The 25502-nt window shown below is 35.0% G+C and carries 24 protein-coding genes and 1 pseudogene; 9 read left to right on the top strand and 16 right to left on the bottom strand.

The window, feature by feature from the left end; all coding sequences use genetic code 11:
* The first annotated feature begins 239 nt into the window (after positions 1-239).
* Genes DX933_RS13525 through DX933_RS13515 form a run of 3 tightly spaced genes read left to right on the top strand, consistent with a single transcriptional unit; the run spans position 240 to position 5381 of the window.
* A complete protein-coding gene (locus DX933_RS13525) occupies positions 240-3083 on the top strand; it encodes a hypothetical protein (protein ID WP_145962282.1) in 2844 nt (947 codons plus the stop codon).
* Positions 3084-3085: 2 nt separating this feature from the next.
* A complete protein-coding gene (locus tag DX933_RS13520) occupies positions 3086-4729 on the top strand; it encodes a site-specific integrase (protein ID WP_123316973.1) in 1644 nt (547 codons plus the stop codon).
* A gap of 4 nt (positions 4730-4733) precedes the next feature.
* On the top strand, positions 4734-5381 hold the full coding sequence (locus tag DX933_RS13515; RefSeq protein ID WP_123316972.1) for a hypothetical protein: 648 nt from the start codon (positions 4734-4736) through the stop codon (positions 5379-5381).
* 352 nt (positions 5382-5733) lie between these two features.
* On the opposite strand, the gene DX933_RS13510 is transcribed toward DX933_RS13515, so the two are convergent.
* From DX933_RS13510 to DX933_RS13460, 11 genes are all read right to left on the bottom strand, one after another.
* Positions 5734-6015 carry an iron-sulfur cluster biosynthesis family protein gene (locus tag DX933_RS13510; RefSeq protein WP_123316971.1) on the bottom strand — a complete coding sequence of 94 codons (282 nt, stop codon included), beginning with the start codon at positions 6013-6015 and terminating at the stop codon, positions 5734-5736.
* A 49-nt stretch (positions 6016-6064) separates the two neighbouring features.
* Positions 6065-7840 (bottom strand): arsenical pump-driving ATPase, encoded by a 1776-nt coding sequence (arsA, locus tag DX933_RS13505; RefSeq protein WP_123316970.1) that lies wholly within the window; start codon positions 7838-7840, stop codon positions 6065-6067.
* Between the two features lie 11 nt (positions 7841-7851).
* Complete coding sequence (gene arsD, locus DX933_RS13500) at positions 7852-8211, bottom strand: arsenite efflux transporter metallochaperone ArsD (protein WP_123316969.1); 360 nt, start codon at positions 8209-8211, stop codon at positions 7852-7854.
* 88 nt (positions 8212-8299) lie between these two features.
* Positions 8300-8719 (bottom strand): arsenate reductase (thioredoxin), encoded by a 420-nt coding sequence (gene arsC / locus DX933_RS13495; protein ID WP_123316968.1) that lies wholly within the window; start codon positions 8717-8719, stop codon positions 8300-8302.
* A gap of 26 nt (positions 8720-8745) precedes the next feature.
* Positions 8746-10044 carry an arsenic transporter gene (locus tag DX933_RS13490; RefSeq protein ID WP_123316967.1) on the bottom strand — a complete coding sequence of 433 codons (1299 nt, stop codon included), beginning with the start codon at positions 10042-10044 and terminating at the stop codon, positions 8746-8748.
* Between the two features lie 15 nt (positions 10045-10059).
* Positions 10060-10407: an ArsR/SmtB family transcription factor gene (locus DX933_RS13485; protein WP_123316966.1), complete on the bottom strand. Its 348-nt coding sequence runs from the start codon at positions 10405-10407 to the stop codon at positions 10060-10062.
* A gap of 208 nt (positions 10408-10615) precedes the next feature.
* Complete coding sequence (merA, locus tag DX933_RS13480) at positions 10616-12256, bottom strand: mercury(II) reductase (RefSeq protein WP_123316965.1); 1641 nt, start codon at positions 12254-12256, stop codon at positions 10616-10618.
* A gap of 24 nt (positions 12257-12280) precedes the next feature.
* Entirely contained in the window at positions 12281-12679 is a 399-nt protein-coding gene (gene merR1, locus DX933_RS13475; RefSeq protein ID WP_123316964.1) for a mercury resistance transcriptional regulator MerR1, read from the bottom strand.
* A gap of 418 nt (positions 12680-13097) precedes the next feature.
* The gene (locus DX933_RS13470; RefSeq protein ID WP_123316963.1) at positions 13098-14543 is read right to left on the bottom strand and encodes an NAD(P)-binding domain-containing protein; all 1446 of its coding nucleotides are present in this window, start codon (positions 14541-14543) and stop codon (positions 13098-13100) included.
* Positions 14540-14749, bottom strand: coding sequence for a hypothetical protein (locus DX933_RS13465; protein ID WP_123316962.1), 210 nt, complete (start codon positions 14747-14749; stop codon positions 14540-14542). Before DX933_RS13465 ends, DX933_RS13470 begins: the two co-directional genes overlap by 4 nt.
* Before the next feature lie 90 nt (positions 14750-14839).
* Positions 14840-15148 carry an ArsR/SmtB family transcription factor gene (locus DX933_RS13460; protein ID WP_123316961.1) on the bottom strand — a complete coding sequence of 103 codons (309 nt, stop codon included), beginning with the start codon at positions 15146-15148 and terminating at the stop codon, positions 14840-14842.
* A gap of 141 nt (positions 15149-15289) precedes the next feature.
* On the opposite strand from DX933_RS13460, the pseudogene DX933_RS13455 reads away from it, so the two are divergent.
* Positions 15290-16005 (top strand): annotated as a pseudogene (locus tag DX933_RS13455) (arsenic resistance protein); the annotation flags it as partial.
* A gap of 71 nt (positions 16006-16076) precedes the next feature.
* On the opposite strand, the gene DX933_RS13450 reads toward DX933_RS13455, so the two are convergent.
* The 5 genes from DX933_RS13450 to DX933_RS13430 form a co-directional block, all read right to left on the bottom strand.
* Positions 16077-16358, bottom strand: a complete 282-nt coding sequence (locus DX933_RS13450; RefSeq protein WP_123316960.1) for a DUF5839 family protein — start codon at positions 16356-16358, stop codon at positions 16077-16079.
* 116 nt (positions 16359-16474) lie between these two features.
* The gene (locus tag DX933_RS13445; RefSeq protein ID WP_190279526.1) at positions 16475-17038 is read right to left on the bottom strand and encodes a JAB domain-containing protein; all 564 of its coding nucleotides are present in this window, start codon (positions 17036-17038) and stop codon (positions 16475-16477) included.
* Positions 17039-17232: 194 nt separating this feature from the next.
* The gene (locus tag DX933_RS13440; RefSeq protein ID WP_123316958.1) at positions 17233-17994 is read right to left on the bottom strand and encodes a hypothetical protein; all 762 of its coding nucleotides are present in this window, start codon (positions 17992-17994) and stop codon (positions 17233-17235) included.
* A gap of 38 nt (positions 17995-18032) precedes the next feature.
* Positions 18033-18527 carry a hypothetical protein gene (locus DX933_RS13435; protein WP_123316957.1) on the bottom strand — a complete coding sequence of 165 codons (495 nt, stop codon included), beginning with the start codon at positions 18525-18527 and terminating at the stop codon, positions 18033-18035.
* A gap of 37 nt (positions 18528-18564) precedes the next feature.
* Positions 18565-18768, bottom strand: a complete 204-nt coding sequence (locus DX933_RS13430) for a hypothetical protein (protein ID WP_123316956.1) — start codon at positions 18766-18768, stop codon at positions 18565-18567.
* A gap of 323 nt (positions 18769-19091) precedes the next feature.
* Between DX933_RS13430 and DX933_RS13425 the strand changes: the two genes are divergently transcribed.
* From DX933_RS13425 to DX933_RS13405, 5 genes are read left to right on the top strand one after another with little or no spacing between them, the layout of a single operon-like run.
* The gene (locus DX933_RS13425; protein WP_190279525.1) at positions 19092-19328 is read left to right on the top strand and encodes a TIGR04540 family protein; all 237 of its coding nucleotides are present in this window, start codon (positions 19092-19094) and stop codon (positions 19326-19328) included.
* A gap of 44 nt (positions 19329-19372) precedes the next feature.
* Positions 19373-19654 (top strand): hypothetical protein, encoded by a 282-nt coding sequence (locus DX933_RS13420; protein ID WP_211740845.1) that lies wholly within the window; start codon positions 19373-19375, stop codon positions 19652-19654.
* A gap of 16 nt (positions 19655-19670) precedes the next feature.
* Entirely contained in the window at positions 19671-22433 is a 2763-nt protein-coding gene (locus tag DX933_RS13415; RefSeq protein ID WP_123316954.1) for a class I SAM-dependent DNA methyltransferase, read from the top strand.
* Positions 22430-24355 carry a DEAD/DEAH box helicase gene (locus DX933_RS13410; RefSeq protein WP_123316953.1) on the top strand — a complete coding sequence of 642 codons (1926 nt, stop codon included), beginning with the start codon at positions 22430-22432 and terminating at the stop codon, positions 24353-24355. Before DX933_RS13415 ends, DX933_RS13410 begins: the two co-directional genes overlap by 4 nt.
* Positions 24348-25502 (top strand): GIY-YIG nuclease family protein, encoded by a 1155-nt coding sequence (locus tag DX933_RS13405; RefSeq protein ID WP_123316952.1) that lies wholly within the window; start codon positions 24348-24350, stop codon positions 25500-25502. Before DX933_RS13410 ends, DX933_RS13405 begins: the two co-directional genes overlap by 8 nt.

The following is a 25502-nucleotide window of genomic DNA, read 5'->3' as shown; positions in this document are numbered from 1 at the left end:
AGTTTTACTGGCGACAGTTATAGGGTGAGACACGCACTATCGAATCATCAAACAGAATAAGAAAAGGGCTTGGCAAAGTTCTCGACTTTTCATTGCATTATTCTCAACTTATTGCTTGCAAAACACACAAGTGTAATCAGGTATATAAAATAAATACTGTTAGCTACATGAATTCACTATATTTCAATAAATCTGACGTGGAAAGATTCATTGATAATGCATATCACAGAGACGAACTTTTGCATAAATTAAACATCAATATTTATATCTACGAAACCATTGTACATACCGAGAATGTAAATTTAATCAGAATCTCAAAGAACACAGAATACATCGCTGAATCCGATTTAACCAAAGTAAAAATATTATCAAAAAAGTTTTCTCCTAAAGAACATAAAGCTAAATGGATCAAAGGAACAACAATAATCAATAGTCGTATTTTTTCGAAATTGGTTAAGAAAAATGAAACCTTGTATAAACTCTGTCTCGAAAATTCAATTAAACACTTTAGGAATCGCGATAAAATTTTATATGTAGAGTATCATTCTCTTTCATCGTTCTACAGGAAACATTTAAATTTATCAAAGCACTACTATACTTTTACAGAGATTAGAAAATTATTTGGTATGAATAAAACTTCAATTTCCATTTTAAAAGCCTACTTTGTCCCTAATTTATTTGGGGTGTGTGAAAAGTTGGATATTAGATATTTTAAAACGGGTCAGCAACTTTTAGGAAACAATATTTTTTTCAAAAAAGAGCATATCAATAAATTCTTAACTAATTATATATCCAATAAAGAAGTGGTTAATCAATACAATATTACTTACCATCAATTAAACTTCTTGATCAATTATCACAACATTGAACAGATTGATTTGCACGTTAGATTAAAGTTCTATGAACGAAAAGAAATTGTTGAAATGTTTAACAAAGATGATACATGGCTGTATCTTGGGGAAAAGGAGAAATTCTATTCTCTAAAACAAACCTTACAACTTTTGAAAATATCAAATAGTGAACTTTCCACTATTAGAAAAGAAACTAAACTGTCATTTTATAACTTTCACACCACAACCCATTACTACAAAGCAGAAATAAATGATCTATTAAAACTCAAACAGGATATTACAGAGAAGTATGTTCCTTCGTCTTTAGTTTCTGAGGCACTTGGAGAGCATTACTTTAGATACTTTAAAAACAGAAAAAAACCAAAGGGTATCGAAAGATACGCTTTCAATAATAGCTCTCCAACATTCTTGCTTTTTCCCAAATCGGAGTACGAAAATTTATTACAACAGAAAGAACATCAAGAACTATTAGATTATGTATCATATATTGATCCACTTTCAGCTTTTTACGAACTACTAAAAATAAATGGCATTAAATTTCACGAACAATCACCTATTACACAACAATATTGGTTCGATTACTGCACCGATTCTATTCTATATAACAATAAAACAAAAGAAACTGTGCCTTATTTTGTAAATACCTTAGTAAAATGCACTAGTTTACTATCGGACTTTATTTTGGATTCGGAATTACATCTAAAATCGAGCAATGAAATAAATCTTGGCTTACTAAATTCGAACACTCCAATTAGCCATCGAAATATTTTAATACCTTTTATTAATAAGCTTTATTATGGATTAATTCAAGATAACATCAAAAGTTCATTTAGGATACAAAAAATAAAAAAAACATTCACATCCAAAAGTTCTGTAAATCAAGACATGGATATATACGACTACCCTACTTTTAAGGAAGTTTACTCATATGTAAATAACCTTAGTCATAGGGAGCCTGCAATAAATGACGGTTTACTTAGAATCTCCCCTGCTACATCAAAGCTTTGTAATGAATATGCCTATTCATGGCTTTATATATTATTACACCTAAGCAATGCTTGGAGACATAGAGATATATGTAACCTAAGAATGATTGATATTTCTTTTCTAAATATAAAGTCATTAAAAGAGTTTAGAAATAGAAATCTTGCCAACGATGAGGTAGATAAAATCGTTAATTTGCTTTTAACAAAGGAATACACCGTTTCTAAAACTAAGGCTATCAATAACTTTTTTATATCTGATAACATAAAAGTCGCTGTTGCGAACGCCTATGTAATTTGTCATTTGATAAATCAACATTACTTTCCTACTTTAGATAATATTATTAATTTCAATAATAAAAAAAATAATTTTCTCGACACACACAGCAATAATTTTTTTAAGAGTTTTCCTAAAGAATTCAAATTTAAAAACAGAAAGATGAATAGAACATTGCTTACTATCATGTATACACTACTAAAAAAGGAAAAACATAGTGGTGCTGCCCTTAAGATTGCTCAGCGACTTCGTTCGCATAAAAGCGAGGAATCAACCAATATGTATATTAAAATCCCAGATGAAGATATTAATGAACTTTCCATAAATTTATTTAATCGTGGAATATTTGGTTACATACCAAAAATACTTAGTGAAATAGTTTATGGAGGTACAAGCGATCTGACAAAGGAAACAAACAATATTCTAAAGTTAAAGTCAGTATTTAAGGATATTTATAATATTGAAGCCACCGCAGGTTTTTTAAATAGTGTAACCAAACAAAAAGAATCTATAATAGAATTATTTATAAGTAAAGGTTCAGAAGAAGCATTTGAAACCTTAAACAAGCTACAAAAGAACTTTTTACCGGGTAAAGACGAGGACTTTCAATGTATTGTTTCAGAAAAGGGTTGTCTTAATACTGGTTTAGACTGTAAGAACTGCGTTTATTCTGTACCTAATTTTTATGCCACTGCCAACATAGTCTCTAGTGTTACAAACACACTAGGTCAGTTTAAATATGACTTCAATAATACTAATTTTGAAGTTGAAAAGATAAAACAAGTAAATCTATTGTTTATGGAACTAGATATTTTAAACGATGCGGTAAATAAGTTTGGCGAAGATGTGGTATTAGGATTTTTTGAGGGAAGCAAACAAGAATATATAAGGTTACTAGATCAATTAAATGATATTGATTCGGAAAAACCTATACATGAATACGCGACTTATTCCCCCAAAGGAGTTGAGTGATTATGGGTGATAATACCACTGCAAAGGCTAATGTTTCATTTGATAATCCCTATCTATCCGAGTATGAAGTTTCTTACACAACCAATTTAATATCTGAACTTAAATCAAAAGGGGTATTTTTATCGAATTCACTTTACGATGACATTTGGTTATTTTCACATGAGTATAGTCTAGGAAGGTCTATAAAACTAGATTTTGGAAAAATTGACAAAAATTTAAACAAAGACGATCAATTACTAATAAAATGTTGGATTGGTTCATTACTTGAGAAATACCGACCATCTACGTGTATCCACTATTTCCACCATTTTTGTATGGCAGTCAATATTACAAAGTTTTTCTCTTTAGATCGTATAAATCATTTTGTAGAATGGCTTCATGAAGATCATATCACCAATAATGAAAAGACGTACGTGCTGTCTACTGTGTTTAGTTTTTTTGACTTTAGTGAAATTTCCAATTCGAGTAAATATCTTGCTAAATTATACGATGTACGGAACAAAATTAAATTTGTTAAAAATCCCATCCAATTGCCTTCATCAAGATATACCCTATTATTCTCATATTATTTAGAGAAATACTTTACTGACGTTCAAAAAGATGAATTGTTTGATGATGAAGAAACTATAAAAAAGACAATTCTTTTCTATCCAATCTTAATTTGGTGGAATTTAACTTCAATAATTCCGATTAGATCTACTGAATTTTGTTTAATAAAAAGGGATAGTACTTCGAAAGAAAACAATAAATTTTTTGTAACAATAACTAGAATAAAGAAACCTTTAAATGATAGTGTTAATTATTATAATAAAATTGAAATAAATGAAAGTATGTACCACTTATTAATTAATTATATTGAGCTTACAGAAGAATATGGGGAAAGTGAAACACTTATCTCTTATAGGTCTTTAATTTACGCCGACAACTCCGGACGTAGAGAATTACAAAAACGAGACCTTGATTCATTCAATAAAAATAATTTAGAAAAATTACTTAAACGTTTTTACAAAGAAGTTATTAACGAATATTACCAAATTAACGTACCTTTCAATCAAAGGTTAAGTCCAAATGATACTCGCCACATAGCCTTTGTTTCACTGATGATGCAAGGTATTTCACCTATCGAAATAGCACGTTTAGGTGGGCATAGAACAATAGCAGCACAGTATCATTACAGCTTTCACAAAGAATACTGGATTGACAACGAGGTATTTAAGTTAATTAAAAACTATAAAAACATATCTAATTTCGATAACAATAATATTAGATATATTCCAGAAAACGTTAAACTAAAGGCTTTTGAATCCCCTACATCAAGTTTTAGAGGCGAATTAGAGATCGGCTATTGTAGCGACTCTCTTATACGTTGTGAAGCTAAAGAATGCATGCTCTGTAGCCACTGGCGAATTGATTTAAATGATTTAAAAGTGAAACGTGACCAGATAATCAAAAAGGTTAATAAAAATCGAGACAATCTGATGGAACTCATGAATTTCATTTATAAAATTCATACAAATACAGCTTTAAATATCATGACACCTGAACACCTTGAAAACGAGAAAGACCTAGAGCAAACATTCCTAAATATTAAGTCAGAACTCCAAAATTTATCAAAACTAATCCAAATTGAAAGGAGTATCTATTAATAATATGACTAAAAAAGGTCGAAAACCGATATTAACCGAAACTGAAGCTAAAGAAATAGTGAACAGTTACGTTCTGAAGCATAGTGTATCGAAAGAGATACAATATATTGACTTACACAAGTATTGCATTGAACTATATCAGAATCAAGAGATCCCTAAATTGCCGTCAGAATCATTTTGGAGGAAAAAGGATCGGGCTGGCAGGAAATTAATAGATGAGGTAAACACAGCCCTATCTCACAAACTTGAAAAACATGAAAAGGATAACGAGCTACAAAATTTATTAATCCTAATAGATAATAAAATCCAAAATAAGGAACTAAAGATAACTCTTTTCAATGAATTAAAATCTAAGCAAAGTAAAGTAGAACAACTCGAACAAGAGCTTAATATTAAAGAAGAAAGTATATTATCGCTAAAGAAGTCACAAGAATACTTACAACAATTGAATAAACAGCAACAAGATTTAATTTCACAGGTTTTTCATTATTTCCTAAAAAAGTCTTCACAGGATAATTTGGCTTTTTTTGATTCTGCCTTAAAGAATATATTTTCAAAACCGTTAGATTATCTTACGTTATTAAGGGAGGAAAAAACTCAAAATCAAAATAATATAGCTGACTTTTTTAAGAACAGACTGAAAAATAATTAAAAAGTAGACAACAAACACTATCTAATGTGTGACCATATTTACCGATTGCCATCTTTTTTACTAGCGATTGCCATAAGTTTTAAAATAATGCAGGTTAAAAAAGTCTAATTCCCATATGGTTTTTGGTAGGGAATTAGACCTTTGTATTCAACAATCGCGCCCGTTTGCGGATTTAGGTATCTCATTTACGTTTCAAGGTATTTAGAAACCTGAACCATGAAGCCCTAACATATCAACTTGAAACTGTAGATAAACAAGGGAGCCAAGACAACAAACGCCGAACAGGAAAGTTCGGCATTTATACATTCTCCTTATTTTTAGATTGAATTCTCTTACTTACTGTTTCTGTGATTTAACAGTTATTTGGTGCACCAATCATGACTAAGCCGGATTGTTCACCTTTAGATTCAAAGTCCAACGTTAGAACACTTATGATTCCTTTAGCTTGTGGAGCAATAGCAACAGAGATTTCATTGATGACAGAAACAGTATCCGACTCTTCAGGTAAATCAAGAGATAAACCGATTTGTGGTCCGCAGCATCCTCCTTCAACTGCGTAGACGCGAAGCCTTTTTGCTTGCTGTTCCTCCAACATGGCCTGAATATATTCTTTAGCTTCGTTTGTAATGTTCATTTTTATTTTCCTTCCTTTCTTATCCGTAATTTCACATTTATACATTTTATTACGCATCAATAAATTCTTTCAAACTATCATAGCCTATCTTTTCTTCATGTAACCATGGAATCACAGCACATTGCTGTGCGAGTTCATCTTTTACTTTTTTAATCCAATTTACTTCAGAGACTGCACGCCCTTTTAAGATAGCATCAGTTGTATCCGTTGCATATAAACTTTGATTGATGACCCACCACTTAGGAGCAATCTGCGCGCGTTCGAGGTCTTCCTGCAATCTTGCTGCTTCTAATACCGGTGTTGCTTCAGCCAATGTCACAATAACCACGCCAGTTTCTTCTGGATTTCGTAAACGTGGAAGAAGTTTCTTCACACTTTCCGGTACTTCACCCGTCGAACGGCTCATTTCTGTATGATAAGCTTCCGTTGAATCTAGCAGCAGCAATGTGTGCCCTGTTGGTGCTGTATCAATCACGACAATTTCATTTTCCGATTTCTCCACTACATCGGCAAATGCTCTAAACAAAGCAATTTCTTCTGTACATGGTGATTCTAGGTCTTCTTTCAAATACGCAAGGCCTTCTTCGTCCAACCCTTCTCCTGCTGTAGCAAGCACTTCCTGTTGGTATTTTTCAACTTCAATCTCTGGACTAATGCTGCTAATCGTCAGATTCTCTTTCAAAGCGCTCCCTTCAAACGTATACGCAAGATGAGCTGCTGGATCTGTTGTCGTCAAATGAACGCGATGACCTTTTTCGGAGAGACCGACTGCAATTGCAGATGCTATCGACGTTTTACCAACCCCACCTTTACCCATTGTAAAAATGACACGTGTATTTTTTGATGAAAAATCATCAATTACTTTGTTTAGGCTTGGAAGGTGAATTGTTTCTTGTTCTTGGTTATCATCTTCAAATTCAGTAATCGTGTAAGAACTAAATAAGTGCCGGAGGTTATCAACTCCCGTTAATGAATATGAAACGAATGGAAGAGAGAACGTCACAACCTGTTTTAAAGCTTCAGGCACTTCTTTCAGTGCGCTACGTTGTCGCACATAAAATGCTTTTGACACGTCATCATCAGGATGATGCGTTTGAAGAAGCCCGTTTATAATGAGTACCTGATTTTTAATCCCTATCTCTTTCAGCTCTGAATAGGCCCGATTCGCTTCAACTAAAGAAGATAGATCCGGACGTGCAACCAAAATTAACGTCGTTTTTTCTGGATTAGAAAGAGACTCGACTGCTTTCGCATACATCTCTTTTTTCTCTCCAAGACCTGACAGTGGACCTAAACAGGAAGCACCGTGTGTACTTTCTTCTAAAAATCCAGTCCATGCTGTTGGTAATTGTAACAACCTTAGTGTGTGCCCAGTCGGTGCTGTATCAAACAATACGTGATCATATTGGTTTAACACATCTTCATCGGATAACAGATGGGAAAATTCATCGAATGCAGCAATTTCAACGGTGCAAGCACCCGATAACTGTTCTTCCATCGTTGAAAGAACAGCATCTGGCAACTTCCCCCGATAAGGACCGACGACTTTTTCACGATATGCTTTTGCTGATGCTTCCGGGTCAATATTACACGCGAACAGATTTTTTACGCTTGGAATTGCAATTGGATCATTCGTCAATCCTACATCGAGAACATCTTGTAAATTTGAAGCAGGATCGGTACTGACTAAGAGTACTTTTTTTCCTTGGTCTGCAAGAGAAACTGCTGTTGCACAGGCTGTAGATGTTTTACCAACGCCACCTTTTCCAGTAAAAAATAAAAATGGCGTTAGTGCTGTTTTGTTTGGATTGAATAATGGATACATCGTTACCCCCCCTATTTATCAAACTTGACTGAGACACGTACGCGTGGTTTTTCTTGAAGTTCAGCTATCCCGACATTCAGCCATTCTGCTAATTCTTCATTCGTCGGATAAGCACCAACTTTTACAATCTCATTATTTAAAAGGATTAGTGGAAGTGCATCTGGACCTTTTTCAAGAAGTACCTTATTTACGATTTCATTGTCTACAAATGCCCCTGGATCATTGCCAAGATTATAACGAGTAATATCAAACTTCTTTTGTTCGAGTGAATAAACAGCTGATGCGATACGCGTTAATTCTGGATCCACACTTGGTCCACAGACACCCGTTGAACAACACATTGCTGGATCGAAAATTTCAACCTTTTTCATTATCAACATCCTCCTCATTAGTTCATAACTATACACTTATATATATTTTATAAAGAAAGCCGAGATATAAATCTACGGCATGCTTTACTTATTCCCCTGTTTTAGCGAAATGTTCAATCCTTGCACCAATTTCATCACGTACACGCTGGAAGAACGCCCATTTCTCTTCATCCGTTCCTTCTGCTTTCGCAGGGTCATCAAACCCCCAATGTGCACGTTTTACATGAGCTGGTGTCATCGGACACTTGTCAGCAGCATCTCCACAAAGAGTTACGACAAAATCTGCATTATTTAAAATTTCTTGATCAATGATATCCGAAGTTTGAGTTGAAATATCGACACCAGCTTCATTCATTGCTTTAACAGCACTTGGATTGACTCCATGTGCTTCAATTCCAGCGCTCAGAACTTGCCATTCTTCACCAAGATATTTTTTGCCCCAACCTTCAGCCATTTGACTACGGCATGAGTTACCTGTGCATAAGAAGTAAAGTGTTTTTTTCGACATAATAAAAGTCCCCTTTTTTTGTGTTTTTATTGTATGAATGATAGCCACGTATATAGCCCAATTAATGTAATCAGGAGTGTAGGCACTGTTAAAATAATACCGATTTTAAAATAACTACCCCAAGAGATTTTCACACCTTTTTGAGACAGTACATGCAACCATAGTAAAGTGGCCAAAGAACCGATTGGCGTTATTTTAGGGCCCAAATCCGATCCGATGATATTTGCATAAATCAATGCCTCACGAATTGGCTCTGTTGTATCCGTTTCTGATATTGCCAAAGCGTTAATTAAAACTGTGGGCATATTATTCATAATCGAAGATAAGATTGCTGCGATAAAGCCCATCGAAATCGTTGCAACAAACAGTCCTTGATTGGCTGCCATTTGAATGACATCTGCCAATACACTCGTCAAACCAGCATTACGCAATCCATAAACGACTACGTACATTCCGATAGAGAAGAAAACAATTGCCCAAGGAGCTCCTTGAAGTACTTGCTTCGTGTGAACAGCAGAACTTCTTTGTCCCATAATCATAAAGAAAATAGCCGTAAGCCCAGCTATAATTGATACAGGTAATCCTGTAAATTCACTAGAGAAATAGCCGACGAGTAATACGCCTAAGATTACCCAAGCGAGTCGGAACATTTTTATATCTTTAATCGCATCCTTCGGTTGTTTTAAATCGGACACTTTGTAATCTTTCGGAATACTTTTACGGAAAAATAGCATTAACACTAAAATACTTGCGACTAATGCAAATAAGTTAGGTACTATCATCCGAGATGCATATTCAACAAAGCCAATACCAAAAAAGTCTGCCGAAACAATATTAACTAAGTTACTGACAACCAATGGTAATGAAGTGGTATCAGCTATAAAGCCACTGGCAATAATGAATGGGAAAATCATCTTTTCATTGAAATTCAAATTTCGTACCATCGCAAGTACAATTGGTGTTAGTATGAGGGCAGCTCCATCATTTGCGAACAAAGCAGCAACAACTGCACCTAGAAGACTGACATATACGAACATGCGAATGCCACTGCCTTTGGCTAATCTAGCCATATGAAGAGCAGACCACTCGAAGAAACCAATTTCATCTAGGATTAATGAAATAATAATAATCGCGATGAAAGCAAGCGTAGCATTCCATACAATCCCCGTTACGTCTATGACATCCTGAAAATTAACTACTCCTACTAATAAAGCGACTACTGCACCGATACAGGCAGACCATCCAATCGATAAGTTTCTAGGTTGCCAAATGACAAAAACAAGTGTGATAATGAAAATTAATGATGCAATAATAACTGAAGTCAACGCCCGTTCTCCTCCCTACTCACAACAAATGCGCAATCCTTGCGCTTCCAATTCAGTTACTAATCCGTCTTGTCCGGGAAGATGCTCAAGGATACCTTGTATAAACGGATAATCATCATGATCTTCATTGATGGAGTAGAAGATCCATTTTCCTTTACGCGTTTCTTTCACCAACCCAATATCCCTCAGTTTACGCAAGTGCTGACTAATCGCCGGTTGACTCATTTTAAAAATCTCAACAAACTCACAAACACAACAATCATGCGACTGAAGCAATTTCATCATCGTCAAACGCGTTTGATCTCCAAGCAATTTTAATAGTTGTGATGCTCTTTGCATATCTGTCGTCACAGTTTTACTCATAGACCATCCCTCCATTTCTCCACTATCATATAATCATATGCTTATATACGCAAGTGTGTTATTCATTTTGGAAAATAAAAATCGTTTTGTCCTTCAAAATCAAAAAGGCCACCTGTGAAGGTAGCCCATTTGATTACTCGTTTTCAGAAGACTCACAAGCAAAATATACTTATTTCAAGAAATATCAGCTCAGCATAATATAAAATCATTATCCTGCACAACAAGATAATTTTGATACATCTTTATCAAACGTAAGGGCAGCTAATTTTAATCCTTCTGACATTGTTAAATAGGGGGCTAGGGTTTCACGGAGATCCTCCACGGTTAAACCAAATTTAACAGCCAATGTTGCTGCATAAATTACGTCTCCTGCGTTTTCTGCCACCACATGAGCTCCTAGAATTTTTAATGTTTTTGCGTCTGCCACCAGTTTAAACACGCCTGTCGTTTCCCGATTCACCAAGGCTCTTGGAACAGCGTCTAAAGGCATGACGGATGTTTTCACTTCATAGCCTTTCTCTTTTGCCTGTTGCTCTGTTAAACCAACCGTTGCAATTGCTGGGGCCGTAAAGGTAACCCCTGGAACTACTTCTAAATCCAACTTTTTGTTCAGTCCACCAATCGCATTTTCTGCCGCAATTTTCCCTTGGTGAGCTGCCACATATACGAATTGGGGACCAAGCGTGACATCTCCTGCTGCACACATGCGTGAATTCGTCGTTTTCGAGTACTCATCAATTATAATTTCACCACGGGAGCCTACTTCAACGCCTGCTGTCTGTAAATTCAAAGTTTCCGTATTTGGAGTTCTTCCTGTAGCAACAAGCAATTGCTCTGCCTCAATGATCCGTTTTTCGCCATCGACCTCAACGTAGACCTTTTTAATGTCTCCGTCTTGTTCGATTCGTTCAAAGGACGCTCCTGTCACTAAGTTAATGCCTTGTTCTGTCAAGGCTTGCGCGATTGCTTCTGAAATCTCAGGATCGTATTCCTTTAACAGACGTGGGCTTCTTTGCATCAATGTGACTTCTGAGCCTAGGTTATGAAAAAGTTGTCCCAATTCCATACCGATATAACCAGAACCGATAACCGTTAAGCGCTTAGGTATCGCCTTTAATTCAAGCAACGTCGTACTTGTTAAGTAATCGACCTCATCCAGTCCAGGAATATTTGGCACTGCTGGTGAAGCGCCTGTCGCGATTAAAAATCGTTTTGCTGATAACCTCATGCCATTGACTTCAACTGTTTTTTCATCCACGAATTTCGCTTCGCCTTTGATTAATTCAAAACCGTATTCATCAATCAAATCCACATATTTTGAGTTTCGAAGGTCCGTCACTAGCTCATTTTTCTGCTCAATCAATGATGCCAAATCAACAACGCCAGCTGACGTATTCAATCCGATGAATGGATTATTTTTTGCCAGATGATTGATTTCTCCAGATCGCAGCAAGGTCTTTGAAGGAACACAACCAATGTTTACGCATGTTCCACCCACTGTATCACGTTCAATGATTGCCACTTTTGCTCCGTATTTCACGGCTTCAATAGCAGATGAAAAAGCAGCCCCACCAGAGCCAATAATGATGTAATCATAATCAACTTCATCACCCAACTGCACCAATTCTTGCGATTGTACTTCTTCTATTTTCCCTGGCTGATAGTTCGCTTCAGCAATTGCTTTTGTCGCTGTTTCAACCCCTTGGCCGTTCGGTAGCTCAAATACAGCGTCGCCACGGTGATAATCTACTTCAATCCCGCTTGCCCCCATGTTTTCAAGGGCAACAGCTACATGTTCTTCACAGCCTGTACAGGTCATACCTTGAACGCTTATTCGATATCTTTTCATGTCAAAATCCTCCTATTAGTCAGCTTATTTCTTCATCAATGCTTCAATAATTGGGCATTCATAAATATCTTTGTTTTCGGGACATCTTTCTTTAAGATCTAACAGCATTTGTTCAATTCTCTTAAGATCTTCAATTTTACGCTGGATGTCCTCTATCTTAAGGACAGTGAAATCATACATATCACGGCACTTCGCTTCATCGCGATCGACAACCCCTAGTAACTTGTCGATTTCATTTAAGGTAAAGCCCAATTCCTGCATCCGTTTTATGAAATTCAATCGATCCACCGTTTGTGGTGAATACATTCGGTATCCCTTTTCGGTACGATTAGGCTCTGGAATTAAACCCAAACGTTCATAATATCTAATTGTCTCTTTGTTAACATTACATTTCTCGGCGATTTCTCCGACTCTAAAATACAATTTACATCACCCCAAATATAATATAAACCCTGTACCATAGTACAGGGTCAAGGGTAGTATTCATACTGTTATCTTAGACATTAATAAGAATGGTCATACTTTTTGCACACGTTTTTTTTGCCATTGTACAACACCTTATTTAGAAGAGCAAAATGCCCGTTGGCTGCTTATTCATTATTCGCTAAGTTAATATGCGCTTGTAAAAACTGTTGATACGTTTCATTACCCAATTGACGAGGGGTATTGTTAAATAAGCGTTGAAAAACACTCTTTTCAGCTTCGTCTAAATCAGATATTCGAGGGGATAATATTAGCTCAGAATATGACTTAAAGTAGGCAACACCTAATGTACCCCCACGGTTAATGATCATTAAAATCACGTTTCTCGATAATCACATCAATTTTTTGATGTGAACTGTCACGAACATGAATTTGTGCTACAGCTTGATTCTTCTTTAGGATTTTGCAAATTTACGCTACAAACCCCCGTTTCAGGTAAATCAAGTTCAACTCGTTTAGAGGCTTCTATGTCTCCTGCAAGATAGGCTGTTATTGAACGTACTTGTTCATATCCTGTTGCCATTAAGAATGTGGGAGCACGACCGTAACTCTTCATACCTACAATATAAAGACCTTGTTCTGGCTGGCGTAGAATTTCTTCACCATGTGCGCGAACGGTACCACAACTGTGTTCGTTTGGATCGATGAGTGGTGCTAGTGCTGCGATACTTTCCGTCGCTGGGTCAATGGATAATCGAAGTTCTTGTTCAATTGAAAAGTCCGGACGATTTCCAGCATTGACAATCAACTCGTCAATCTCTTTAATAATTGTCATTTCGCCTTCATAACGTCCTGCTAACTCCATTTGTCCATTCATTGATTTGACTTGCATCGTGTAGAACGGTGTATATACTTGTACTTTACCTGAATCGACCAATGAATGTATTTTCGAGCCAAGCGCCCCACGTGCTTCAAGTGCATCTTTTTCTTCGCCACCGTAGGCATCTTCTACATTTTTTTTACGTAGAATCCAAATCAATTTGGTTTCCGGAAATTCTTTTTGTAAATCGGCCAGTTCTAACAATGTATTAATAGCAGAGTGCCCACCACCAACCACTGCGACTGTTTTATCGGCATAGCGTTTCACACTTTTCGTTATATCTGGAATACCGTATTCAATGTGATTTTCGCATTGTTTTTCGGAATTCAACCAAACACCATTTGAAGTAGAAGGATTTGGGTTCCCCCATGTACCCGTTGCATCAATAATTGCACGTGCTTCTACTATTTCAATTTCATGATTTCTTTCAACATAAATTTCAAAAGGCTGCTTTTCACGATGTAATGATTTCATTTTATCGTTTTGTTGACGTGAAATTGAAATAACTTTTGAGTTGTATCGAATGGCTTCTTTTAAGACAGGTAATGTACTTAAAGGTACTAAATATTGATCCACCAACTCTTTTCCTGTCGGTAAAATATTATCCTGTGGTGATTCCCAATCCGTTTCTTCAAGTAGTTGACGTGCTGCTTTATCAATATCGTATTGCCAAGGGCTGAATAGTTGAACGTGTTGCCACTTAAGAATATTATGTCCTACATTTTCACCTGATTCAAAGACGATGAAAGGCACTTTTTGTATGGTTAAATGTGCTGCCGCCGCAAGTCCAACTGGACCAGCTCCAATAATGGCTACAGGTAAATCTAAGTTAAATTGCTTTTGTTCCGGTTTTTCTACTGTCACTTCAGGCGATGAGCAGCAAGTTGATTCATTTATCGTTTCTGGCGCACAACAAGAAGTCGTTGTTGGTTCCTCACCGTAGCATGATGTCTCTTTTATAGTAAATAATTTAATTTCTTTCATTTAAAATTCCCTCTTTTCAAAAGTTGAATTGCTTGCTCAAAATGTTTAGCTGTTACTTCTCCATATAAAAAGGCTTCACCTTTAAAAAAATTTTCTTTCATATAAAACACAGCTTCTTCTAATGATAACTGCCTCGCTTTCATAATGAGTTCTAAATAACTTATAAAGTAATCGACAGATAATATACTTGCATGATTTACTATCATTTTTTATCTCCTAGTCTAGTGTGAGTGATTTCAAATTCCAACCTTTTCTTATGACACATCAATCTTTGTTGATATATAGTTCAAAAAAATTTACTCAGGATAAAAAAGACAACAGAGGTCTGAAGATAAAATCTTTTTTATTTCATTAGGATTGGCTGAATAATAATTCCACTTTCCTTCTTTCTCAACAGAAATAAATTTTACATCTAATAAGATTTTTAGATGATAAGATAATTTAGATTGTGGCAATGCTAGTAGTTCACTCAAATCACATACACAGGTTTTTCCTTCTGTTGCCAAAATACGCAATATATAAAGTCTTTTGTGATCCGACAGCGCTTTAAATTTCTTCTCATAGTCGAGTAAAGTTGTATCACAAACATCAGACCGTTCTATCATGACTTATTCCCCCTAACACATCAATTTTTTTTGATGAGTTTTATATTATATTATATCGAATAGAATGTCAAAATAAAAACCTCCCCCCTGAAAAACGTTAATTGAACCGACTCAAAACTAAAGAGCGCGATTCCACCCTGATTAGCTTGGCGTTTAGGTTCCGTTTTCTTATCTGATTATCCTGCTTTATGGATTGGTTTTATCATGCTTATGGTGACACCTTGTACAGATTGGTATCTCGCTTTTACTGGAATAGCAAAAGGAAATGTATCTCTTTCTACATCAGTTTTACCGATTAATTTAATTTTACAAGTCGTACTTTTGCCAGTATATTTGCTAATATTGGCTGGAACTATTGAATCGATACCCATATCAACGCTTATAGAAAGTATATTTATTGTATTGGTTATTCCATTTGCATTTGCTCATCTTACACGATTCTTATTAAGAAAAAATCTGTTTTAAACAACAAAGTTATTCCCTTTTTCGGCATTGCTCAAATCTCCTTTTTATCATTGGCTATTATGGCAATGTTCGCTTCCCGAGGTTCTTATTTACTTGAAAATATGGAAGTCATTTACACTTTAGTTGTTACGGTTTTGTTGTTTTTTGTTATTAACTATGTAGTAGGACGCTTCGTTGGAAGGTCTTTAAAGTTTTCTTACGAAGATTCAGTTAGCTTAAATATGATAATTATTTCCAGTAATTCACCAGTGTCTTTAGCTATAGCTGTGACAGCATTCCCTGATCAACCTTTCATTGCTTTAGCTTTGGTCATTGGACCTTTAATTGAATTACCCGTACTGGCTATTGTCTCCCAAATATTGCTTTTCACAAGAAAAAAGAATAAAAAGTAAAGGCTATTCAGGATAGCCTTTACTTTTTATTCCGCAATCTGGCTCAATTGTTTAACATTTTTAATTGTTTTTTAACTTTTAACAGCATGGCTTTTCTCAGGTGCCTTTTCTAACAACTTGATTACACGTTTATATTTTCTCTTCTTTTCTTTATCTTCTTCACGAAAAACATTCATGACAAGGATGGGTCTATTCCCTCTTTTTGTTTGAACTAGCACTATATCGCCCTGTGCAATCAGCGTATTTCTTAATTTTTTTTGAATATGCCAATGATACATTTTATTTGTATTTAATTTCAAATTTCCGTTTTCAGTTCCGAGTATATGAAAACCGGAAATAGTATTATTATTCATTTAAGTCCCTCCTGATTTAATTAGAAAAATGAAATCTCTTTATCTAGTATAGGACAATAATTAACTCAAACATAATGTTCTCATCATTTTTCTCTTCAAGAAGTTAACTTATTTCACTATCTCCAGCCCACTTTCAAACTCAATTTCGCCATTAGAAAAAAGGCGAAATTAATATAACATTGTGGGTACAATAAATTATAATTTCGCCATTGATTTTTCATACCTATATGGGCAACAATTGCACTGGCACAGCTCCGTCGGACTAAATGATTAAACACCTCACGTGGATGTACGATACTAGCGTTAAGTGAGCCGACAAATACTGTTTCACGAAAGACAATTTGGTTTTTAGTATTTAAACCAAGAACTACAAAATGCTCCTGATTTAAATATTGCATATCCTTAAGGTAATCATAAGCATCTTGGGGCGAACGAATTGTAAATCGTTGTTCAACTGGACATGGGTTCATGCGAGCAAGTTGTAAAGCAGCAATGATTTGTTTTGCTTTTATTTTTCCGATTCCCTTGATTTGTAGCAACTCATCCTCGGTTACAGCTAATAATTCCTGAATAGATGGGTAGCGGGTGAATAGTTCATTCACTACATAACTATCTTCCTTTTCACGAGTTGTTGTTGCTAATAGATTTCTAAAAGTGATTTTATCGATTGAATTGTTCATTATAAATTCCTCCATTATTTGTTTGATTGAAATAAAAAAGGAGAGACGATGAGCGTCCCTCCCGATTGAGTTAATACCTGATCTGCAATATACTGTTGTTGAGTGATATTTTTAGATGAGTTCATATGCCGATGAGCTCATCTATTTTTGTGCATTAAAAAAGCACATCGACCGCTATAGCAATCCATGTGCTTTCAATCAGTATGGTTTTGTTCATCCATCGTCCTGACCTCCTTCAGTACCAGTAAATCCTGGATAAAGTCTGATGCCTGTTTCTTGGTTAGCTGTGTACTACGCTCAACACCAAAAGTCATCTTCATCAATTCCTTTGCAACATATGTAGGCATGTCCATTTCGTTGACGATACGGAAGATCTTTTGTTGTTGGGCTCTTGTTACTTGTTCACCACCTCCTTTACTTGCCTTAGTTTTTGCTTGTGGAAAATCTTCAATGTCCTGAGTGAAAATACCACTTGAACGTGTTGCAGATAGAACTGCATCAATCAACGCTCGCTTTTTTGCCATCTTCAATACGGTGTTGACAATTGTGTAAGGATCTTGTTGCTGAAAAGAAGATTCCTTGCTATTGCATGAACCCAGGCCTTCAGCTTCAACGAGTCCATTGTCTTTGCGTATAAGCGTCATCTTCACCTCATATGCAAAGATTCCTGATTCCCATTGTTCGATACGATTGACGACATCTGCTGTTTTCGAGAACCCAAATACATCGCATAGTTTCTCAGCACCTGGTTTAAGTAATGAGGGCTTTGAAAATCCATCTACTAAACCATAATCAATACCTTTCACCATAACCTCTTCAACAAACGTTTGTAGTTCCTCTACACGTCGTTTTGATTCAATAGTCGATACGACAATATTAGGTAGTGAAACTATTTCAGATTCATTATTAGAGAACGGTACTATATTGTCTCTTGGGGATTGCATACCTGATTTCATATGTTTCTCACCTCCTTTCAATAGATTAAGATTTTTTATTAATTGCATTTTGCAAGTTTAGATATTCCTTGTGACGTCTTCTTCACAAGAAACTTTCCAGCTTTATGATTTAATTGATTACCTGTACTGAATGCTTTTGATGAGAAGTCTAATGACTTAGTTACCAAGCTATGTGTAGATTGATTCATTTTTTCTAAGCTCTTAATAACGTTTAATAGTACATCTTCTCCTTTTGATTCCAGTGATTCAGCAGCATTTGTTAGTGCATAAGAAACTCGCTCTTTAGTAGAAACATAAGTTTTCAAATCGTCTTCATGTAATGCCTCGACTTCCTTTAGCGCTGTTTGGATCTTATTTCTACTAACTAGTAAATGAGATAGTCTGACGTAGTCATTGCATTCAATGGAATCAACTATCTCATCATTAATTCTTTCATTTTCATTTAATAACGATTGATAGATTGTTTTAATCTCTGGGATAGAAACTCCTTTCCCATTAATCAATTCATGATTCAGCCATAAGTTCTTCCGCATAATAAAGTTCCTCCTAAATGTTATTGGATAATCCTAATTATTTATTGAAGTGGTGATAACCCTTGAGTGTTAACTTCAATACCAATTCATCTGACTTATTTTTCATAGTCAGAATGAGTCCATCATCCTCAAGTTCTGATAGATTAATCTTCTGAATGTCATACTTTACTAGGAACTTTGCAGGGATCCATTTGTTTAGCTTCTTAGCTTCAATTAGAATCTTGACCAATGAGTTGTTCATCTTCATTCCTCCTTTCATAGTGCGCTCCTCTCACCACGCATGTCGTCTCTGTAACGCAAAAAACCGTTATCTATCCAAATGGATAAACAACGGTTTATATAAAGGGGTGGGGCGTGAAACGGATGGTACCCCCTTTGTTTATTTAACTGTGGTGCTGAGGGAAAATATGTATGAAATTCCCTTCTTATATGTAACTTTTATTTATTAGGGAAGAAATCATAGGTAATTTTACATCTATTCTTTTATTTACAATTAATTAAGGATATAATTTAATAAGAATTTTACTAAAAAATAATAAGAAAAATACAAGACATGATTTGAAGGTGATCTATATTAATACATTTTGTAGAAATCAAAAGGAAGTTTCATCTGTAATCAATGCAGTTATTGATCAGTATTGGGAAAAGGTTATTAACGAACAGGAAATGATTAAAATGATTGAAACAATTGTTGCCAATAATGAATCGCTAGTTTTAAAGAAAAAGTCGTTTACTACGACAGTAAAGCAAGTATGTGGTAAGCGTCGTCTTGAAATTGTCGCTAGAATTATTGATTTATAGTCTAGATTTATAATTACATTATTTTTTGAATTCATGGAGGGAAAATGGAGAAAACTTTGTTGGAGTATTGTAAACCACGTGGAAGTGTGTTTGATGAAACAAAAAGAGACAATGTATTAGATTTGACTGATTTAATAGAAAACAACATAGATCCAAGAAGATTTTTTGATGAAAACTTCCCTACCCAAGGAATGAAGGCATTAATGGATACTGCCTTTAAACGTTTCCACAGAAAAGGATCGATGGTTGTTGTAAAGCTTTCTCAGTCAATGGGTGGCGGTAAAACACATAATATGATAGCACTTGGATCAATATTAACTAAATAAAAGGACTGAAATTCATATGTCAAAGAAATATTTATTACCTATCACAGAAATTGAAGATAGAGTTAAACAATTAGTTGAAAATTTAAATGAAGAGACATTTATTGAAGAGTTTTTAGGGCTTTTTGATATTCCTAAAACTAGTATTACACGTGCAAAATCGAGCGAAGGAGATTTTTTGATACGAAATAAAGTTCGTTATCGTAAAGTTGAAAATAATCCACTACAAGCTATTGATGAAATAGAGCAGGAAATTGTATCTCAAAATCAAAAGCCTCGCTATATTATCACAACTGATTTTGAAATGCTTTATGCAAAAGATACAAAAACAAACGATTCACTTGCCATTAACTTTGAAGATTTACCAACTAATGCAGAGTTTTTCCTTGCATGGAATGGGATTGAGAAAGTAGATTACCAAAAAGAAAACCCAGCAGATATTAAAGCTGCTGAGCGTTTCACAAAACTTTATGATGAATTGGTTAAAATCAATACAGAGCTTGCAAAAAAGGAAGCTGACGGCAAATCTTTTAACCTTTTTCTAATTCGTTCACTTTTCTTATACTTCTGTGAAGATACAGAAATTATAGCTAAGGGCTCTTTTACTAACGTCCTTAAAACAAGAACTAAGACCGATGGAAGCAATCTAAATTCAGTCATCAAAGAGTTATTTTTAATTTTAGATGTGCCTGAAAGCCAAAGACAAGATGTCCCTGAATGGTTAAGAAAATTCCCATACGTTAATGGTAAACTATTCAAAGAACCGCATCATGACTTAAATTTCAGCACTTTAACCCGAAAACTACTTATCGAAGCAGGTGAATTGCTTAACTGGAATGAAATCAATCCGGATATTTTGGGGGCAATGATTCAAACTGTTGCAAACAAAGAAGAACGCCAAGTCTCAGGCATGCACTACACTAGCGTAACAAACATCATGAAAGTAATTAAACCCCTATTTTTGGACAATCTTCAAGCTGAGTACCAAAGACTTTCTGATCGTGCAGATGATTATTTAGAACGTGAAATCACTGAAAAACAAAGACGAGAACAACAAAGAAACATTATTAAAGCCTTGAATAGTTTGCTAGAGCGAATGAGTGAAATTAAATTCTTAGACCCCGCCTGTGGATCTGGTAACTTTTTGATTATTGCATACAAAGAACTACGAAGACTTGAAATTCAAATCCTTGTTAAAATCCGTGAAATCCAGGACGCTTTAAAGGAAAAGAATGTTTATCAAGGAGAATTTCTCAAGCAATCTAAGATTAAACTGAATCAATTTTCGGGCATTGAGGTCGATGATTTCGCACATGAGGTGGCTAAACTTTCTCTTTATATTGCTGAACATCAAATGAATGTTGAAATGATTGAATCATTAGCAGATTATCAACCACGAATTCTTCCACTCCAAGAATCGGGGAATATTGTTCACGGTAATGCTTTACGTTTAGATTGGCGTGAGATTGTCCCGCATGAAGTGAATGAAGAAGTTTATATTATGGGTAATCCACCGTATATAGGTTCAAGTCAACAAGATTCTAATCAAAAGAGTGATTTAGTAAGTATTTTTGGTGAAATTTCTAATAATTACAAGAGGTTAGACTATATTTCAGGTTGGTTTTTCAAAGGGGCTTCATTCATTAAAGATTCAAAGGCTAAGCTTGCTTTTGTAACCACAAATTCAATTAATCAGGGGAATCAAATAGAGATGCTTTGGCCGCTAATTTGGAAATTAAATGTAGAAATATATTTTGCACATCCGAGCTTTAAATGGTCTAATTCTGCTAAAAACAATGCTGGAGTTACCGTTGCTATTATTGGACTGAGGAATGTTTCACTAGAAGAAAAGTTTCTTTATTTTGATGACGGTACTATAAAAAAGGCCGTAAATATTAACCCATATTTAACTGAGGGAGAAAATATAATTATTAGTAGTAGTAACAAAAGTATATCAAATCTCCCAAAAATGAGAGACGGAAATAATGATAGAAGTTATGGAGGATTGCTCTTTGATAAAAATGAATATGAACAGGCATTAAATGAACATCCAGAGTTGAAAAATTATTTCGTTAAGTATATTGGCGGTAATGAATATATTAACGAAGAAATTAGATATGCTTTATTTTTAAGTAAAGAAGATTATGAGGTTATAAAAGATATTCCTTTGGTACAAAAGCGTTTGGAAATTGTACGAGAAAAAAGGCTCAAAGCTAAGGATAAGACTTTAAATAATCTTGCAAACAAGCCGTGGAAGTTTAGGGATACACACCCGACATCAGCACAGACTCTAATTGTACCTTATACCTCTTCAGAAAATAGAGATTATACCCCTATGGGGTTTGTTGGAAGGGAAACAATGCCATCTGCGGGTGCTAGAGCAATCTATGACGCTCCAATATGGCTTCTTGGAATCTTAGTGTCTCGCATGCATATGATTTGGCTTCGGGCAGTTGGTGGTAAATTGGAAACACGGTATCGTTACTCTGCAGGGATGGTTTACAATACTTTTCCAATTCCAAAGCTCTCAACAAATCGCAAAAATACCCTTGAAGAAGCCGTATTAGACATGCTGGATGTCCGTGAAGAAGAAGGAGGTACTATTGCTGAACTTTATGGAGGGGCGAATAAACCAATGAACGCAAGATTACGAGAAGCACACGAAAAAATTGATGGAATCGTGGAGCGTGCTTATAAGCAAGAACCATTCAAATCTGATGAGGAACGTTTGAGTGTATTGTTAAAACTTTATCAAGAAATGGTAAGTGAGGATAAAAAATGACATCTAACATTTTTGAAATTAATTATAGTGGTACGGGACAAAGCCAAAATATAAATGAATTAGGTATGCGCGAGATGCAGGCGCGTGTATATGAGAAACGTGCATCACAATATCTATTAGTTAAAGCTCCTCCTGCTTCAGGTAAGTCACGCGCATTAATGTTTGTAGCTTTGGATAAGCTTACAAATCAAGATATAAAAAAAGTAATTATAGCGGTTCCAGAACGTTCAATTGGAAAATCTTTTCAAACCACAGCGTTAGCAAAATTCGGCTTCTTTACGGATTGGGTTATTAATCCCAAAAATAATCTCACGGATCGTGGGTCGAGTAAAAGTAAAGTGTCACAGTTTGTTGATTTTATTCGTTCTACAGACTCAGAAGATAATATCATGGTGTGTACTCATGCAACATTACGTTTTGCTTTTGAAAATTTGAATGAATCGGACTTTAACAATGTTTTACTTGCCATTGATGAATTTCATCATGTATCACAAGATGATAATTCTGTCCTTGGTAATGCATTGCGTAATATTATGGGTAATTCTTCTGCCCATATCGTCGCTATGACTGGATCTTACTTTCGCGGTGATTCAATCCCGATTCTTGAACCAGCTGATGAGCAAAAGTTTGATAAGGTAACTTACACTTATTACGAACAACTTGAGGGTTACAAGTATTTAAAAAGTTTCGCAATGGGCTATAGCTTCTATAGAGGTCGTTATACAGATGCACTTTCAGAGGTTTTAGATACTTCAAAGAAAACAATTATTCATATTCCAAATGTTAATTCAGGTGAATCAACTAAAGATAAATACGATGAAGTTGATCGTATTTTAGAAGAATTAGGTGAAGCAAAATTTGATGAAAATACAGGACTTTGGCTAGTAACTGAAGAAACAGGACGAGTATTAAAAATTGCTGATTTAGTTAATGAGGATGGTCGTGAAAAGGTTCAAGAATATATCAGAAATATGTCTAAACTCGATGACTTAGATATTATTATTGCACTTGGTATGGCAAAAGAGGGATTTGACTGGCCTTTTGCAGAATATGCTTTAACAATCGGATATCGTAATTCTTTAACTGAAATTGTGCAAATTATTGGTCGCGTGACTCGTGATAGTTCAAATAAAACTCATGCACAATTTACCAATTTAATTGCCCAACCAGATGCTCAAGATGATGAGGTCATGTTTGCGGTTAATAATGTCATGAAGGCAATCACTGCGAGTCTTTTGATGGAATCTGTATTGGCTCCAAACTTTAAATTTAAGCGTAAGGATAATGATGATCAAAAATCAAACGGAACAGATATTTTTATCAAAGGGTTAAAGGATCCAAGTACTAATCGTTCAAAAGATATTATTGAAAACGATTTGAATGATTTGAAAGCCACTGTTTTACAAGATAGTCAAATTCAGCAAGCTATTGCTGCTGGCGTAGAGGCTAAAGTAATTAATAAACAACTTATACCTCGCGTGATAATGAATACCTACCCTGATTTATCAAATGATGAGACTGAGGAGGTACGCCAGCACTTAGTTGCACAATCTGTTATTCAATCTGCCGAGCGTGAAGAAGGAACTGGCGGAAATCAAATCCTAAAAATGGCTAATAAATTTATCAATATTGATAATATTGCTATTGATTTAATTGATGAAGTGAATCCTTTCCAACGCGCTTATGAGGTCATTTCAAAAGAAATAGATGCACCAACATTACGATTTATCCAAGATTATATGGATGGTATAAAATTTACGTTTTCTGAAGATGAATTAATTATGCTGTATCCTCAAATTGTCCAATTTAAAAATGAAAATGGAAGAATTCCAGATAAGTCTAGTTCAGACCAATACGAGCAAAGATTAGCGTATGCTTTATTACGTTTAGAACAACTAAGGAGAGAGAGACAGAATGGATAAGCGTACTCTTGATGATATTTTTTCGGATCCAATTTTTGATGAACTAATAGCTGAATCTCCTAAAAAGGAAGTGAAGCGAATTGACCCGGATTTTGAAAAGTTCCAAGAGATTATTGATTGGATAAAAAATCACGATGGAAAAGAACCCGAAAAATCTCGTAATATGACTGAAAGAAGATTATATTCTAGACTAAAGGGCTATCGGGATAAGCCAGAAATGATAAAGAAGCTAGCTGTGATAGATGAACTAAACTTGTTTGATAGTAAAAATAAAGTTTTAGAAAAACCGATAAAAAATCCTGAATCTCTTGACGATATACTTAATGATGACACACTTTTTGAGAAAAAAGACAAAGTTGATTCACTACTTGATTTGTCAAGATATAAGAGAACAATTAATGCTGCTGACAAATACAGTGTTCGGAAACGAGCTAGCCATTTTGAACAATATGAACCTCTATTTAAACTTGTTCAAAAAGAAATTGCAAATGGCACTCGTAAAATAATACCTGTTGACACTGAAAAAAACATTAAACCGGGTAAATTTTATATAGATAATGGGATTCTGCTATATGTTCTATCAATGGGTGACTATTATATAGATAAAAATGGTTATCGTAACGCAAAGCTACATCTTATTTATGAAAATGGAACTGAAAATAAAGGGATTTTACTGAGGTCATTTGCATCCAATCTCTTTGATAACACTCGTCATGGTAGAATGGTAACCGAAGTAATGAGTGATGTTATGGGAGAAACTACTGTTGAAGAAAGAGCTGCTGAATATCTGACTACTGGCTATATTTATGTAGTAAAATCACTTAGCTCGAATCCTGAAATATCAAAGTATCAAAACCTTTATAAGATTGGTTTTGCTAGTGGGAGTGTAGAAGAACGTATTAGTAATGCTGAAAATGAAGCCACTTATCTTTATGCACCTGTGAAAATTGTTGCGACATGGGAAGTTCAAAACTTTAGTGGTCGAAAGTTGGAAACAGTAATACATCATAGATTTGCAGATAAGCAATTACAAATCTCTGTTCCAACAGCAAATGGTAAAATTGAAAATCCGCAAGAGTGGTATATAGTTTCTTTGGATGAAATTGAAGAAAATATAAATGATATTATTGTGAAATTGAATGTTTAA

It is taken from the genome of Ornithinibacillus gellani, assembly GCF_003730295.1.
Lineage (GTDB): Bacteria > Bacillota > Bacilli > Bacillales > Amphibacillaceae > Ornithinibacillus_A > Ornithinibacillus_A gellani.
Note: the sequence above shows the minus strand (reverse complement) of the source record. Positions and strands in the feature narration are given on the sequence as shown.

Bases quoted from the DNA above. Each gene is read 5' to 3' on its own strand.
- DX933_RS13485 (WP_123316966.1), bottom strand. From the start codon at position 10,407: ATGAGTAAAACTGTGACGACAGATATGCAAAGAGCATCACAACTATTA.
- DX933_RS13465 (WP_123316962.1), bottom strand. From the start codon at position 14,749: ATGATAGTAAATCATGCAAGTATATTATCTGTCGATTACTTTATAAGT.
- DX933_RS13450 (WP_123316960.1), bottom strand. From the start codon at position 16,358: ATGAATAATAATACTATTTCCGGTTTTCATATACTCGGAACTGAAAAC.
- merA (WP_123316965.1), bottom strand. From the start codon at position 12,256: ATGAAAAGATATCGAATAAGCGTTCAAGGTATGACCTGTACAGGCTGT.
- DX933_RS13520 (WP_123316973.1), top strand. From the start codon at position 3,086: ATGGGTGATAATACCACTGCAAAGGCTAATGTTTCATTTGATAATCCC.
- DX933_RS13415 (WP_123316954.1), top strand. From the start codon at position 19,671: ATGTCAAAGAAATATTTATTACCTATCACAGAAATTGAAGATAGAGTT.
- DX933_RS13460 (WP_123316961.1), bottom strand. From the start codon at position 15,148: ATGATAGAACGGTCTGATGTTTGTGATACAACTTTACTCGACTATGAG.
- DX933_RS13445 (WP_190279526.1), bottom strand. From the start codon at position 17,038: ATGAACAATTCAATCGATAAAATCACTTTTAGAAATCTATTAGCAACA.
- DX933_RS13430 (WP_123316956.1), bottom strand. From the start codon at position 18,768: ATGAACAACTCATTGGTCAAGATTCTAATTGAAGCTAAGAAGCTAAAC.
- DX933_RS13410 (WP_123316953.1), top strand. From the start codon at position 22,430: ATGACATCTAACATTTTTGAAATTAATTATAGTGGTACGGGACAAAGC.
- DX933_RS13470 (WP_123316963.1), bottom strand. From the start codon at position 14,543: ATGAAAGAAATTAAATTATTTACTATAAAAGAGACATCATGCTACGGT.
- DX933_RS13435 (WP_123316957.1), bottom strand. From the start codon at position 18,527: ATGCGGAAGAACTTATGGCTGAATCATGAATTGATTAATGGGAAAGGA.
- arsD (WP_123316969.1), bottom strand. From the start codon at position 8,211: ATGAAAAAGGTTGAAATTTTCGATCCAGCAATGTGTTGTTCAACGGGT.
- arsA (WP_123316970.1), bottom strand. From the start codon at position 7,840: ATGTATCCATTATTCAATCCAAACAAAACAGCACTAACGCCATTTTTA.
- DX933_RS13510 (WP_123316971.1), bottom strand. From the start codon at position 6,015: ATGAACATTACAAACGAAGCTAAAGAATATATTCAGGCCATGTTGGAG.
- DX933_RS13440 (WP_123316958.1), bottom strand. From the start codon at position 17,994: ATGAAATCAGGTATGCAATCCCCAAGAGACAATATAGTACCGTTCTCT.
- DX933_RS13515 (WP_123316972.1), top strand. From the start codon at position 4,734: ATGACTAAAAAAGGTCGAAAACCGATATTAACCGAAACTGAAGCTAAA.
- arsC (WP_123316968.1), bottom strand. From the start codon at position 8,719: ATGTCGAAAAAAACACTTTACTTCTTATGCACAGGTAACTCATGCCGT.
- DX933_RS13420 (WP_211740845.1), top strand. From the start codon at position 19,373: ATGGAGAAAACTTTGTTGGAGTATTGTAAACCACGTGGAAGTGTGTTT.
- DX933_RS13405 (WP_123316952.1), top strand. From the start codon at position 24,348: ATGGATAAGCGTACTCTTGATGATATTTTTTCGGATCCAATTTTTGAT.